The sequence below is a fragment of the Aureibaculum algae genome (genome assembly GCF_006065315.1).
GTDB lineage: Bacteria > Bacteroidota > Bacteroidia > Flavobacteriales > Flavobacteriaceae > Aureibaculum > Aureibaculum algae.
Map to the genome: position 1 here is coordinate 1,303,382 of NZ_CP040749.1, position 13,801 is coordinate 1,317,182.

14 protein-coding genes are annotated in these 13,801 nt (G+C 31.5%); 8 read left to right on the plus strand and 6 right to left on the minus strand.

Annotation, left to right across the window (positions count from 1 at the left end):
- Window positions 1–20 precede the first annotated feature (20 nt).
- Window positions 21–1,109: a M42 family metallopeptidase gene (locus FF125_RS05160; protein WP_138948777.1), complete on the minus strand. Its 1,089-nt coding sequence runs from the start codon at window positions 1,107–1,109 to the stop codon at window positions 21–23.
- A gap of 193 nt (window positions 1,110–1,302) precedes the next feature.
- Between FF125_RS05160 and FF125_RS05165 the strand changes: the two genes are divergently transcribed.
- Window positions 1,303–1,989 carry a DUF4294 domain-containing protein gene (locus FF125_RS05165; protein ID WP_138948778.1) on the plus strand — a complete coding sequence of 229 codons (687 nt, stop codon included), beginning with the start codon at window positions 1,303–1,305 and terminating at the stop codon, window positions 1,987–1,989.
- A gap of 16 nt (window positions 1,990–2,005) precedes the next feature.
- On the opposite strand, the gene FF125_RS05170 is transcribed toward FF125_RS05165, so the two are convergent.
- From FF125_RS05170 to FF125_RS05185, 4 genes are all read right to left on the minus strand, one after another.
- Window positions 2,006–2,470, minus strand: a complete 465-nt coding sequence (locus tag FF125_RS05170; RefSeq protein ID WP_138948779.1) for a hemerythrin domain-containing protein — start codon at window positions 2,468–2,470, stop codon at window positions 2,006–2,008.
- Window positions 2,471–2,571: 101 nt separating this feature from the next.
- Complete coding sequence (ric, locus tag FF125_RS05175; RefSeq protein ID WP_138948780.1) at window positions 2,572–3,303, minus strand: iron-sulfur cluster repair di-iron protein; 732 nt, start codon at window positions 3,301–3,303, stop codon at window positions 2,572–2,574.
- Window positions 3,304–3,359: 56 nt separating this feature from the next.
- Window positions 3,360–3,794 carry an RrF2 family transcriptional regulator gene (locus FF125_RS05180; RefSeq protein ID WP_138948781.1) on the minus strand — a complete coding sequence of 145 codons (435 nt, stop codon included), beginning with the start codon at window positions 3,792–3,794 and terminating at the stop codon, window positions 3,360–3,362.
- A 232-nt stretch (window positions 3,795–4,026) separates the two neighbouring features.
- Window positions 4,027–4,350 carry a YbaB/EbfC family nucleoid-associated protein gene (locus FF125_RS05185; protein WP_138948782.1) on the minus strand — a complete coding sequence of 108 codons (324 nt, stop codon included), beginning with the start codon at window positions 4,348–4,350 and terminating at the stop codon, window positions 4,027–4,029.
- A gap of 64 nt (window positions 4,351–4,414) precedes the next feature.
- On the opposite strand from FF125_RS05185, the gene FF125_RS05190 reads away from it, so the two are divergent.
- From FF125_RS05190 to FF125_RS05220, 7 genes are all read left to right on the plus strand, one after another.
- Complete coding sequence (locus FF125_RS05190; protein ID WP_250629685.1) at window positions 4,415–6,580, plus strand: S9 family peptidase; 2,166 nt, start codon at window positions 4,415–4,417, stop codon at window positions 6,578–6,580.
- 128 nt (window positions 6,581–6,708) lie between these two features.
- Window positions 6,709–7,362 carry a TetR family transcriptional regulator C-terminal domain-containing protein gene (locus tag FF125_RS05195; protein WP_138948783.1) on the plus strand — a complete coding sequence of 218 codons (654 nt, stop codon included), beginning with the start codon at window positions 6,709–6,711 and terminating at the stop codon, window positions 7,360–7,362.
- Window positions 7,363–7,426: 64 nt separating this feature from the next.
- The gene (locus FF125_RS05200) at window positions 7,427–8,737 is read left to right on the plus strand and encodes an ABC1 kinase family protein (RefSeq protein WP_138948784.1); all 1,311 of its coding nucleotides are present in this window, start codon (window positions 7,427–7,429) and stop codon (window positions 8,735–8,737) included.
- Window positions 8,737–9,351: a flavin reductase family protein gene (locus FF125_RS05205; RefSeq protein WP_138948785.1), complete on the plus strand. Its 615-nt coding sequence runs from the start codon at window positions 8,737–8,739 to the stop codon at window positions 9,349–9,351. The genes FF125_RS05200 and FF125_RS05205 overlap by 1 nt, the downstream gene beginning before the upstream one ends.
- A gap of 256 nt (window positions 9,352–9,607) precedes the next feature.
- Window positions 9,608–10,645, plus strand: a complete 1,038-nt coding sequence (locus FF125_RS05210) for a PLP-dependent cysteine synthase family protein (RefSeq protein ID WP_138948786.1) — start codon at window positions 9,608–9,610, stop codon at window positions 10,643–10,645.
- A gap of 149 nt (window positions 10,646–10,794) precedes the next feature.
- Window positions 10,795–12,042: an aminotransferase class I/II-fold pyridoxal phosphate-dependent enzyme gene (locus FF125_RS05215; RefSeq protein WP_138948787.1), complete on the plus strand. Its 1,248-nt coding sequence runs from the start codon at window positions 10,795–10,797 to the stop codon at window positions 12,040–12,042.
- A gap of 118 nt (window positions 12,043–12,160) precedes the next feature.
- On the plus strand, window positions 12,161–12,505 hold the full coding sequence (locus tag FF125_RS05220) for a TfoX/Sxy family protein (protein ID WP_138948788.1): 345 nt from the start codon (window positions 12,161–12,163) through the stop codon (window positions 12,503–12,505).
- 26 nt (window positions 12,506–12,531) lie between these two features.
- Here the strand turns inward: FF125_RS05220 and tsaD are convergent, their stop codons facing one another.
- A complete protein-coding gene (tsaD, locus tag FF125_RS05225; protein ID WP_138948789.1) occupies window positions 12,532–13,560 on the minus strand; it encodes a tRNA (adenosine(37)-N6)-threonylcarbamoyltransferase complex transferase subunit TsaD in 1,029 nt (342 codons plus the stop codon).
- Window positions 13,561–13,801 lie beyond the last annotated feature (241 nt).

A 13,801-nucleotide genomic window follows, 5' to 3' on the forward strand; every position in this document is an offset into this window, starting at 1 on the left:
TAATTAAATACGCGATTTATCTAGTCAAAATAACTGAAGGTTTCCCCATCTTTTATTTGCAATAACGATTCGTATATTAATTTGATTACATTTTCAACATCATCTCTATGAACCATTTCAACAGTGGTATGCATGTAACGTAATGGCAGTGAAATAAGAGCACTAGCTACACCACTATTGCTATATGCAAAAGCATCGGTATCTGTTCCTGTAGCACGAGAAAGGGCAGCACGTTGAAAAGGTATCTTGTTATTTTCAGCCGTTTCTGTAATTAAATCACGTAATTTTTGTTGTACCGCAGGTGCGTAAGCAATAACAGGCCCTTTACCAGTTTCACAATGACCTTGTACCTTTTGCTCAATCATAGGTGTTGTAGTATCATGTGTAACGTCCGTTACAATTGCGGCATTCGGTTGAATTCTTTCTGCAATCATTTGAGCACCACGTAAGCCAATTTCTTCTTGAACAGAGTTTACAATGTACAAACCAAAAGGTAATTCCTTTTTATTTTCTTTTAATAATCTTGCAACTTCAGCAATCATAAACCCACCCATTCTGTTGTCTAAAGCTCTACAAACGAAATTGTCTTTGTTTAGAATGTGAAATTGATCAGGATACGTTATTACACAACCAATATGTACGCCTAGCTTTTCAACTTCTTCTTTGGTTTTACAACCACAATCAATAAAAATATTACTAGGTTTAGGAGCTTCTTCTTTAGCCTTGCTCCGTGTATGAATTGCAGGCCATCCAAAAACACCTTTTACGATTCCTTTTTTTGTATGAATGTTTACAATTTTACTCGGAGCAATCTGATGGTCAGATCCACCATTTCTTACAACATATATTAAACCATTGTCTGAGATGTAATTTACATACCAAGAAATTTCATCGGCATGTCCTTCAATAACTACTTTATATTTTGCTTTTGGATTGATAACACCAACAGCCGTACCATAAGTATCAGTAATAAATTCATCAACATAAGGCTTTAAATATTCCATCCATATTTTTTGTCCATCCCATTCATAACCTGTTGGAGCTGCATTATTTAAATACTTTTCTAAAAAAGTCATTGAGTTTTTTGTGAGGATACTCTTTTTCGCCATAATCTTTATTTTGTTTATACTTTTTAAATAATTTATCTCAAAATTAACGTTTATATTTTAAATCCTATCGTTTGAAACTAGTAATTTTGCAAGGATTTTATTGCTATTTTTACAATGAATGCCTTTGATGGGTATTTATTTAAAACTGACTGATACTAAATGATTTAAAATTGGTTAGTTAAATTTTATTGAGATGAAACATATTTTTATCCTATTGGTTTTAAGTTCTACTTTTTTAGCATCAGCTCAAAATGTAAGTAGAGATACTATAATTGATGATAAAATATTAATTGAAGGAGACTCTATCATGTTTACTTTAGATGATGTGATGGTGTTAAGTAAATTAAAATTTGATTCAACAAAAGAACAACGCTATTACTATTGGTATTGGAAAAAAGTAAATAATGCGTATCCTTTTGCAAAATTAGCAGCGGAAAGATTACTTCAGCTCAATGAACAATTGAAAAAAATAAGATCGAACTCGAAACGTAGAAAGCATATAAAAAAGATGCAGAAATTTATGGAAGAAGAGTTTACGGATAAACTTAAAAAAATGACCCGTACTGAGGGCAGAATACTTATAAAATTAATCCATAGGCAAACAGGTTTAACTACTTTCGAATTGATAAAAGAATACAGAAGTGGTTGGAAGGCCTTTTGGTATAATACTACTGCCAGCCTATTTAAATTATCATTGAAAAGTGAATATCATCCTGAAAGTAAAGCTATAGATTTTTTAATAGAAGATATTTTACAACGTTCCTTTTTAAAGGGTAGGCTCGATAGGCAAAAGTCTCGATTGGCTATTGACTACCTAGAACTTGTACCTAAATATAAAAATATTGATATTGTTGAGGTCATAAATAATCGGGCTAAATAGCTACTTCGCAATCTACTTATTTCCAAAATTCGTTTGTAGTATTATCTATAAAATCTTCTTCGGTATGTATTGCCTCAATCATTTTTAGTTGTTGGTCTGTTGCAATTTCTTGTATTTCTTTGAATAAAATGCGTTCTTCAAATCGAACATGTTGCTCAAGCTCTTCTTCAAGTAAACTAAGTGATTTCTCGATATCGACTTGTGTGGTAAACAATTTAATTAATCTTTTATGTTCAGAATTTGCTTTCTTAACTAATTCATGTTGATTGCCAAGAATTGGAAAGACATGGAGTTCCTCCATGTTGAAATGCTTTTGAATATGATAATTGTAAAACCAATCTACATATTTTTTAATTATTGAAATGTCAACACCCTTTTGGAATCCTGTTCTAATTTTCCATGATAATAAAAGTGTATGATGATGCTCTCTACTTAAAAATTGTAGTTCTTTTACTCTTCTTAATGGTTTTTTTGTATCCATTTTTAATATTTAAGATAAAGAATCGAGACGAATGAACTCAGACATCTCGATTCTTCCATTTTAATAGTGTTATTACACTGTCTTATACAACTAGAGTTTAGTTAGTTTTGAAAGGCTATTTCTTTTTCTAATACAATTGCTTTTGGGAAAAGTATGTTATTTTCAAGATGGATATGTTGATGTAAGTCATCTTCAAATTCTTTTAATAAGGAAAATGTTACCTGATAGGTATTACAAGCATCAGCAGGTGGGGTATAGCTATTGCTTAAACGATCAATTTCTCTAAATCGGTCTCCTTCATTTTCATGTTCGTTCATCATCACTTCTATTGGGTTTTCGACGGTTCCGAAATGAGGTTTAGACATTTCTGTACCTTTAAGGTTTACGTCTATCATTTTCCGAATGATAGGGAAAAGAATCAACTCCTCCTTTTTCATATGTGCAGTTAGCTCACCAGCTGATGCATTAAAATGTTCAGTAATTTCAAACAACTCGGGATGACGACTGCCATGTACTTTACATAATTTGTGTAAGTACTGTTTTAAAACAGGTATTTTTTCTTCTACATAACGGTGATGTTTTTTCTCAATATAATCAGCCAATAAGTCTAAAGACCATGATTTAAAATCGATACTTTCATTTGTATTTAGATTTTGAATTGCTTCTATTTCTTTATAGAGTAGGGAAGCATCTACATTATTTTTTTGTGCAACCTCTTCAACACTTCTATCTCCTTTACAACAAAAGTCAATACCATGATTTTTGAATACTTGTGCAATTCTATAATCTTCTGCTACTATTTGACCAATTGTTTTTTCTATTGTTTTATTCATAATTATTGTTTAATATGATATTATTACCTTTTTATCTTAATTAGTTATAATTTTTTTTATCGTTTTAAAAATGTAATGCCTAAATCTAAACCTGAAGTTAAGTCAAGCAGACTCGTTTCTTCTAGCATTTGTTTAAGTTCGTTGCGTATGATTACAAATTTGTCGTGTAAAGGGCAGGGTTGCTGTTCATTGCATTTTTCTAAACCTAAACCACAACCCGAATAGATAGAATCTCCGTCAATTGCAAAAACAACATGACTTAATTTCAATTTCTCAACATTTTCTTTTTCAATTTGAAATCCACCGGCGGGACCTTTAACGGAATCTAATATATCGTTTTTCGCCAATTGATGCAGTATTTTAGCAGTAAAGGCAACCGGAGAATTGATCTCTTCTGCAATTTCTTTAAGGCTCACACGCTTGTCTTGCAACGATTGTAAGGCAATGTAAGTTGAGGCTTTAATTCCGTATTCACAGGCTTTAGAAAACATATTGTTATTTTATTTGAAGCAAATGTACGGTAGATTTTTAATTCGGACAAATTTATCCGAATTAAAAATAAAAAACAATATAACTTGGAGAGCCTATGCTTAAAAATCAAATCTAAATAATTTAGTAGATTCCAATTTGAAACGTTGCATTTACTGCTTCGTTTACAATATAATCATGTACTTAAAATGAAACTAAAATAATATTGACCATATTCAATTTACTAATTATGGTCTATTTGAACATGTCTAAACCAGGAATATTAGGCATCCCGTCCTTTGCAGCGGCAGCTAATTCTGCATCATTAATAGTATTCGCTTTTTTAAGGGCATCATTCATGGCAATGATCAAATAATCTTCCAATTCTTCTTTATCCTCTAACAGACCACTATCAATAGCAATATTTTTTACCACTCTATTGGCAGACACTGTTATTTTAATTTTTCCTTGATTCGCTGAGCCTTCAACAAAAACAGTATCTAATCGCTTTTTAGTTTCCTCAATTTTTTGTTGGGTTTCTTTTAGTTTACCCATCATTCCTTGTAAATCTCCAAACATATTCTTTGTTTAAGTTATTAATTGCAAATTTACTAATTTAGACTAAAATAATAAAAGACATAAAATGAAAAAAATAGCCTTTCTTTTAACGATACTTTCACTTACTTTTGCCACCTCATGCAAAAAAGATAAGATGCAAACAGAAGATATAAAACCACCTATTGCAGATGTTGTTCCGAAAGAAATGGAGACCCATGGTGATACCAGAATTGATAATTATTATTGGATGCGATTATCTGATGAGCAGAAAAATTCAAAAACTCCTGATGAGCATACGCAGAAGGTTTTAGATTATCTAAATGCTGAAAATGACTATTTTGATAAAAAAATGGGTCATACTGAGAAATTTACAGAAGATTTATTTCAAGAGATGAAATCTAGAATTAAAGAGGATGACGAATCAGTACCTTATAAAGATAATGGTTATTTCTACATTACCCGTTATATTAAAGATGGTCAATACCCAATATATGCTCGTAAAAAGGCAACATTAGATGCTGAAGAAGAGTTGTTGTTTGATGTTAATAAACTTGCAGAAGGTCATGAATATTATAGTTTGGGCGGATTAAATGTGAGTCCAAATAATAAATTAGCAGCTTTTGCTGTTGACACTATTAGTCGTCGTCAATATGTTTTACAGTTTAAAAATTTAGAGACTGGTGAAATTTATCCTGAAAAAATAGAAAGTACATCTGGCTCTTCAGTTTGGGCCAACGATAATAAAACTGTTTTTTATACGAAGAAAAACCCAACTACTTTAAGAGCAGAACGAATTTTTAAGCATGTATTAGGTACAGATGCATCAACTGATATTGAAATATTTTTTGAAGCTGATGATACATACAGTACTTATGTTTTTAAAAGCAAATCAAATCAATTTATAGCTATTGGGTCAAGTAGTACATTAACCACTGAATATCAGGTTTTGTCTGCAGATAAGCCTAATGATAAATTCAAAATGGTACAGCCAAGAGTAAAAGGGTTGGAATATCATATTTCTCATTATCAAAATTATTTTTACATCTATACGAATAAAGACAAGGCAACTAATTTTAAACTGATGAAAACGCCAATTGACGAGACAAGTTCTGATAATTGGGTAGATGTTATTCCGCATAGAGACGATGTTTTGTTAGAAGACATTTCAATTTTTAAAGATTATCTAGTTTTGGAAGAGCGTTCTAATGGATTGAATAAGATTCGTATCAAACGATGGGATGGAACAGCTGATGAATATTTACCTTTTAACGAAGAAACGTATTCAGTAAATGTCAGTAGTAATCCAGAATTTGATACAGATACACTCCGTTATAGTTATAATTCTTTTACAACTCCGGCTTCTGTTATAGATTATAACATGAAAGATAAGTCAAAAGAGATTAAGAAAGAACAAGAGGTATTGGGTGGTAAGTTTGATAAGAATAATTATACAAGCAAAAGAGTTTGGGTTACCGCCAGAGATGGTAAGAAAGTAGCCGTTTCAATGGTGTATAGAAAAGATACCGAGCTTAATAAAGATACACCGTTACTTTTGTATGCTTATGGTTCTTATGGAGCAACGATTCCAGATGGGTTTAGTACTACACGTTTAAGTTTACTAGATAGAGGATTTGTTTTTGCATTGGCTCACATTCGTGGAAGCCAATATTTAGGAAGACAATGGTATGAAGATGGTAAACTATTTAATAAGATGAATACGTTTACTGATTTTATAGATTGCTCTAAATATTTGATTGAAGAGAATTATACGTCAGCAGATCATTTATATGCCATGGGGGGATCAGCAGGAGGATTGTTAATGGGCGGTATTATTAATATGAATCCAGAATTATACAATGGAATAGTTGCAGCAGTGCCTTTTGTGGATGTTGTTACTACCATGTTAGATGAAACTATCCCACTTACTACATTTGAGTATGACGAATGGGGAAACCCGAATGAAAAAGAATATTACGATTATATGTTGTCTTATTCGCCTTACGATAATGTTGAGAAAAAAGCATATCCAAATATGTTAATCACTACCGGTTTACATGATAGTCAAGTTCAGTATTACGAACCTGCAAAATGGTTGGCTAAATTAAGAGCCAATAAAACAGATGATAATTTATTAGTGATGCATACCGATATGGAATCTGGTCATGGAGGAGCTTCAGGGCGATTTAATGCGTTAAAAGACACCGCAAGAGATTATGGATTTATTCTTGAAATGGAAGGGATTAACGAATAATCACTTTGAAAGTATACATAAAAAAAAGTGCCTTAATTGAGCACTTTTTTTATTTAACAAAATATTTTGTTTAATTAATTGTTATTAAAGTTAAACAATTAGTATCTTTACATTCTAAATTAAAAGTCATGGCAAAAAAGAAAAATATTACCGCAAATGATCTGATGTCTTTTTATATGGACTATGTATTAGAGCATAACGAACAACCAAAGACCGTTTATGCTTTTGCAAAACATAACAATTTTGATGAAGCTCTTTTTTACAATTTCTACGGTACCTTTGAAGCTTTAGAAAAAAGTGTTTTTAAAACGTTTTTTGAGAATACGATTATTGCATTACATAAAAGCGAAGAGTATGCCTCATATGAGTCTAGAGATAAGCTATTGAGTTTTTATTTCACATTCTTCGAAAACCTTACGGCAAATCGAAGTTATGTTTTACAAGCATTGAAAGTTGATGGAAATAAATTGAAAAGTATTACTAAACTTTCAGAATTAAAAAAAGCATTTACAGATTACATTGATAGTTTGGAAATCGAAATGGTGGATATGAAAGAAGCTAGGTTGGTGAAATTTCAGCAAAAGACGTTGAAAGAATCGGCTTGGTTACAATTAATAGTTACTATAAAGTTTTGGATGGATGACACTTCTAAAAACTTCGAAAAAACAGATGTGTTTATAGAAAAAGCGGTTAATACAAGTTTTGATTTAATAGATACACAGCCAATCAAAAGTATTATTGATTTAGGTAAATTTTTGTACAAAGAAAAGATGAAACTGTAATTGTTTAAAATCAATTATGGTAAATAATGCTCTCAGTGATTTAATTAAAACTTAAAGTTAACAGATGAAAACGATCGACAGTATTCCAACTTCAAAAATACAACGTGCCTCAAAACTAGTAAAAACTGGAGCTAAGGTTGGTGTTAACTACCTGAAGTATTATGGAGATAAAATTATGAATTCAGAAGTAGAAGCAAAAGAAAGATTAAATGAAAATAATGCGAACGATATATATGATGGACTAAAACAGTTAAAAGGTAGTGCCTTAAAGGTGGCTCAAATGTTGAGTATGGAAAAGAATATTTTACCCAATGCTTATGTTGAAAAATTTTCGCTAGCTCAATTTTCTGTACCGCCCTTATCACCCCCCTTAGTCATCAAAACATTTAAGCAGTATTTTGGTAAACATCCTAATGAAATCTTTGATGTTTTTAATTCGACTTCAGTTAATGCGGCAAGTATTGGTCAAGTACATAAAGCAGAAAAAGATAATAAAGAGTTGGCGGTAAAAATACAATATCCCGGAGTTGCTCAGAGTATTAGTTCAGATTTAGCTATGGTTAAACCTATCGCTATGAGCATGTTTAATATAAAAGGTAAAGATTCTGGTAAATATTTTAAGGAAGTAGAAGATAAGTTGATTGAAGAAACCGATTATATTTTAGAGGTGAAACAAAGTATAGCTATGGTAAATGCCGCTAAGCACATTCCTAATTTACTTTTTCCTAGATATTATAAAGAGTTTTCTTCGGAGAGAATTATTACCATGGATTGGATGCACGGAGAACATTTGTCTGAATTTGTAGCTCATAATGACAATCAAGAAATGGCTAATCAGTTAGGCCAAGCTCTGTGGGATTTTTACATGTTCCAAATTCATAAATTGAAAAAAGTACATGCAGATCCACATCCTGGTAACTTTTTAATTAATAAAGAAGGTAAGCTAATTGTTATTGATTTTGGATGTATAAAAGAAATTCCAGAAGAATTTTATATTCCTTATTTTGAACTAGCAGAAGAAGATAATATTAATAATCCTGCCATTTTTAAGGATAAGCTATATGAATTAGAAATCTTAAGAGAAGATGATTCTAAAGAGGAGATTGAATTTTTTACGAAAATGTTTCATGAAATGTTGAGCTTATTTACGCAGCCACTACATCAAGAAGTTTTTGATTTTTCAAATCCTGAATTTTTCGAAAAAATAGGACAATTGGGCGAACGTTATTCTAAGAGTACCGAATTGAGAAAAATGAATGGAAATAGAGGGTCTAAGCATTTTATTTATATAAACAGAACTTTTTTTGGTTTGTATAATTTAATGTTTGATTTAAAATCACAAGGAGTGAAAATAAATAATTTTAAGAAGTTGTAATGGCCTATTTTAGTAAAGCCGATCTTGATAATTTGCATCATCTGTATAGAATTAATCTAATAAATAGTTGTACCGGTTATAAATCGGCTAATTTAATTGGTTCAAAATCGGCAGATAATTTTGAAAACCTAGCTGTGTTTAGTTCGGTAACCCACATGGGGTCTCATCCGCCATTGTTAGGTGTGTTTTTTAGACCAACAACTGTTGCTAGAAATACCTATGAAAATATTAAGGCGACGGGAGTGTATACCATCAATCACATTAATGAAGAGGTTATAGAAGATGCTCACCATACTTCCGCTAAATATGATAAGCTCATCTCAGAGTTTGAAAAGACTGATTTAAAACCAGAGTACCTAAATGCTTTTACAGCTCCTTTTGTTACAGGTGCTCCTGTAAAATTGGCCATGAAGTTTGTTGAAGAATATGAAATAAAGAGCAATGGTGTTATTTTAGTAATAGGTGAAATAATCGATTTACATATACAAGATGATATGTTGCAAAATGATGGTTTTATAAACCTTACTTCAGGAAAAGTGGCAGCCATAAACGGTTTAGACGGCTATGCAATACCTCAATTAAAAAAAAGATTAGATTACCAACGTCCAAAGTAATATTGTATTCATACTTATTATATTAAACGGAGGGCCTTATTGTAACATATCCAATTGGGTTCAAGTTAAATTTAGAGTTTACTATTGAAATAAATCTGTTCTAATTGCATATTTTAATTGTGAAAATGATAATGTAAAAAATTAATTATCAGCTTTTTATATGTTAAAATGGCGTTTTTTAATCATATTTTAAAAGTGATTTAAAAAAAAGGACTAAATTTGCCCGTTAGTTAATAGTAATTAGAATTGATTTTTTATGAGTCATAAATTAGGTATTAACCAGAACATTTTAGAGCTTATTGGTAATACACCAATGATTAAGTTAAATAAAATTACCGACGAATTAGAAGGTGAGTTCTATACAAAGTTTGAAGGTTATAACCCAGGTCATTCAACAAAAGATAGAATTGCCCATCATATTATTGAACAAGCTGAAAAAGAAGGTTTAATTAAAAAAGGCACAACAATAATTGAGACTACATCAGGTAATACTGGTTTTAGTATTGCAATGGTTAGTAGAATAAAAGGTTATGATTGTATTTTAGCAGTAACGTCAAAGTCATCAAGTGATAAAATTGACATGTTAAAGGCCATGGGAGCAAAGGTATATGTTTGCCCAGCTCATGTAAGTGCTGACGATCCGCGTTCTTATTATAATGTTGCAAAAAAATTGCATTCAGAAATAGCAGATTCAGTTTATATCAACCAATATTTTAATCAATTAAATACTGATGCACATTATAATTCTACCGGACCTGAAATATGGGAACAAACGGATGGTGAAATAACTCATTTAGTTGCAGCCAGTGGAACAGGTGGTACAATTTCTGGAACTTCAAGATATTTAAAAGAGCAAAACCCTAATATAAAAATTATTGGTGTAGATGCATATGGTTCAGTATTGAAAAAATTCCATGAAACAGGAGAATTAGATACTAAAGAGAGTTATCCGTATCGTATTGAAGGCTTAGGTAAAAATTTAATACCGACGGCAACAGATTTTGATGTTATTGACAAATTTGAAAAGGTAAGTGATGAAGATAGTGCCCATAGAGCTAGAGAAATTGCATTATCAGAAGGCGTTTTTGCTGGTTATACAAGTGGAGCCGCTATGCAAGCGGTATTTCAATTAGCGAAAAAAGGTGAATTTGATGAAAATAGCAAGGTAGTTGTTATTTTTCCTGATCACGGTTCAAGATATATGAGTAAAATTTACAGTGATGATTGGATGCAAGAACAAGGTTTTTTCGATACAGAAAAATTTGCACATTCAGAAATTGAATTTATAAAATAAATGATTTAAAGTTTCAAAAGGCTTCGTTAGTGAAGCCTTTTTTTTATATAATTCATTTAAAATTAGTAACTTGTTAAAAAAGAGTGGTGAGGTAATTCAAAATACGTTAAAAAATACGTTACTTTGCAAAATTAAATTAGAGATTCGAGATGAAAGATTTATTTGAAAGAATAATTAACGATAAAGGGCCTTTAGGTAAATGGGCCGAGCAAGCGGAAGGATATTATGTGTTTCCAAAGTTAGAAGGACCTATTTCAAATAGAATGGGTTTTAACGGTAAAAAAGTGATCACTTGGAGTATAAATGATTACTTAGGTTTAGCTAATCATCCAGAAGTTATAAAAGCCGATGCTGCGGCTGCTGCAGAACACGGTATGGCATACCCAATGGGTGCCAGAATGATGTCTGGGCATACACAATTTCATGAGCAATTAGAACAAGAATGTGCGAAGTTCGTTCATAAGGAAGCTGCATATTTAGTTAATTTCGGTTACCAAGGAATGGTATCTGCGATAGATGCTTTAGTTACTAAACATGATGTTATTGTTTATGACATGGATACACATGCCTGTATTATTGATGGTGTGCGTTTACATGCAGGTAAGCGTTTTGTTTACAAACATAATGATGTAGAGAGTTTAGAAAAAAACTTAAAAAGAGCAACTAAAATGGCTACTGAAAACGGCGGTGGAATTTTAGTAATATCAGAAGGTGTTTTTGGTATGCGGGGCGAACAAGGTAAATTAAAAGAAATTGTTGCTCTTAAGGAAAAATATAATTTTAGATTTTTAGTAGATGATGCTCACGGATTCGGAACCTTAGGTGAAGGTGGAAGAGGAGCGGGTGTAGAGCAAGGTGTTCAAGATGGTATTGATGTTTATTTTGCGACTTTCGCAAAATCTATGGCTGGTATTGGAGCATTTTTCGCTGCTGATAAAGATATTATACAGTACTTAAAATACAATATGCGTTCGCAAATGTTTGCAAAATCATTACCTATGGTTATGGTTAAAGGAGCATTAAAACGTTTGGATATGTTACGTACCATGCCTGAGTTGAAAGAAAAACTTTGGGAAAATGTAAATGCATTACAGTCAGGTTTAAAAGAAAATGGATTTGATATTGGTAACACAAATACCTGTGTAACACCAGTCTTTTTAGAAGGTGATATACCAGAAGCAATGGCTATGGTAAATGATTTGAGAGAAAATCATGGTATTTTCTGTTCTATTGTGGTCTACCCAGTAATTCCAAAAGGAATGATTTTATTAAGAATGATTCCAACTGCAGCTCATACTTTAGACGATGTAAAAGCGACAATAATTGCATTTTCTGAGATTAGAGATAAACTAAAACAAGGTGTTTATAAGAAAATTGCCGAAGCAATGCTCGGATAATAATATACATTTTAGAAAATATAAAATCCCAAATTCTAATTCTTAGAGTTTGGGATTTTTTTGTTTATGAGTATTTTCTTTATAAATTGAACCTTTAAAATTCAAAGAGATCTAATCAATGGCATACGATGAGCATTTAGGTGAACGAATCAATGAAATATTGAAAACTAAAAACGTTTCATTTAATAGTAAAAAAATGATGGGTGGCTTAATTTTTATGGTCAACGAAAAAATGACATGCGGTATCCATATAGATAAGAAATATGGAGATAGTTTGTTGATGGCTAAAATTGGTATGGAAGCTTATGAAGAAGAAATTAAAAAAGAGGTATGTCTACCAATGGACTTTACGGGAAGACCAATGAAAGGGTATATTTTTATAACTCCAAGTGGTTTTGATCTGGATGCTGATTTAGAATATTGGATTGATAAAGCTTTAGATTTTAATAAAATTAAGAAATAGTATATACGATATCTTGACCTTAAGATCTAAAATTTCATCCTCGCACTTGCCGTAATTCCCAAATCATCAAACTGCTCATCTAAATATTTATAATACCCCACTATTCCAATCATAGCAGCATTATCCATGGTATATTCAAATTTCGGAATATAGGTGGTCCAATTATATTTGTTTTCAGCTTCCTTTAAAACTTTTCGTATTTCAGAATTTGCAGAAACTCCTCCAGCAATGGCAATATGTTTAATACCTGTCTGTTTTACGGCTTTTTTCAATTTATTCATTAGTATAGTCGAAATGGTAAATTGTATAGAAGCACAGATATCATTTAGGTTTTCTTCAATGAAATTAGAGTTTTCTTTGACTTGTTTTTGAATAAAATAAAGAATAGCAGTTTTTAATCCACTAAAACTAAAATCGAGTGGATTCTTAGTTTTTGGTTTTGTAAAAATATAAGCATTCGGATTTCCTAATTGTGCATGTTTGTCTACCAATGGACCGCCAGGATAAGGCAAGCCTAAAATTTTAGCAGATTTATCGAAAGCTTCACCAACGGCATCATCAATGGTTTCTCCAATAACTTCCATCGTAAAATGATCAGTTATTTTTACAATTTGTGTGTGCCCTCCACTTATGGTTAAACATAAAAAGGGAAAAGGTGGTTTTTGTTGATTCTCATCATTTATAAAATGAGCCAAAATATGAGCTTGCATATGGTTGACACCAATAAGTGGTATGTCTAAGGCTAAAGCCATGGATTTGGCAAAAGAACTGCCCACTAATAAAGATCCCATTAAACCTGGGCCTTTTGTAAATGCGATAGCATTTAATTGTTTTTTATCAATTCCAGCTTGCTTTAGTGCCTGAGCAACAACAGGTACAATATTTTGCTGATGTGCTCTTGAGGCCAATTCAGGAACCACACCACCATATTGCGAATGAATTTCTTGATTAGCCACAACATTACACAATACTTTGTCGTTGTGTAAGATAGCCACCCCTGTGTCATCGCAAGATGATTCTATAGCTAAAATATATGTTGAATTATTTGTTTTCAAGTTTAACCTTATTATTTTTATTTATACTCCTTAATTATAGTAAGAGCGTATGCTATTTTACGTCTGAACCTCATGAGTTTTGTAACTAAATACATAATATGAATATTTAAGACAAATTTATGTATTTAAGGCATAAAATTTGTACCTGTAAATTGTGTAATTTTAGCACGGTAAATTTATAACAATTAAAACTATCAAAAGAGCAAAAAAAATAATTGTAAGAACACTATTAATTTTATTA

Excerpts from the sequence above, each read along its gene's own strand:
- FF125_RS05160 (WP_138948777.1), bottom strand. The coding sequence starts at position 1,109 with ATGGCGAAAAAGAGTATCCTCACAAAAAACTCAATGACTTTTTTAGAA.
- FF125_RS05165 (WP_138948778.1), top strand. The coding sequence starts at position 1,303 with ATGAAACATATTTTTATCCTATTGGTTTTAAGTTCTACTTTTTTAGCA.
- FF125_RS05170 (WP_138948779.1), bottom strand. The coding sequence starts at position 2,470 with ATGGATACAAAAAAACCATTAAGAAGAGTAAAAGAACTACAATTTTTA.
- ric (WP_138948780.1), bottom strand. The coding sequence starts at position 3,303 with ATGAATAAAACAATAGAAAAAACAATTGGTCAAATAGTAGCAGAAGAT.
- FF125_RS05180 (WP_138948781.1), bottom strand. The coding sequence starts at position 3,794 with ATGTTTTCTAAAGCCTGTGAATACGGAATTAAAGCCTCAACTTACATT.
- FF125_RS05185 (WP_138948782.1), bottom strand. The coding sequence starts at position 4,350 with ATGTTTGGAGATTTACAAGGAATGATGGGTAAACTAAAAGAAACCCAA.
- FF125_RS05190 (WP_250629685.1), top strand. The coding sequence starts at position 4,415 with ATGAAAAAAATAGCCTTTCTTTTAACGATACTTTCACTTACTTTTGCC.
- FF125_RS05195 (WP_138948783.1), top strand. The coding sequence starts at position 6,709 with ATGGCAAAAAAGAAAAATATTACCGCAAATGATCTGATGTCTTTTTAT.
- FF125_RS05200 (WP_138948784.1), top strand. The coding sequence starts at position 7,427 with ATGAAAACGATCGACAGTATTCCAACTTCAAAAATACAACGTGCCTCA.
- FF125_RS05205 (WP_138948785.1), top strand. The coding sequence starts at position 8,737 with ATGGCCTATTTTAGTAAAGCCGATCTTGATAATTTGCATCATCTGTAT.
- FF125_RS05210 (WP_138948786.1), top strand. The coding sequence starts at position 9,608 with ATGAGTCATAAATTAGGTATTAACCAGAACATTTTAGAGCTTATTGGT.
- FF125_RS05215 (WP_138948787.1), top strand. The coding sequence starts at position 10,795 with ATGAAAGATTTATTTGAAAGAATAATTAACGATAAAGGGCCTTTAGGT.
- FF125_RS05220 (WP_138948788.1), top strand. The coding sequence starts at position 12,161 with ATGGCATACGATGAGCATTTAGGTGAACGAATCAATGAAATATTGAAA.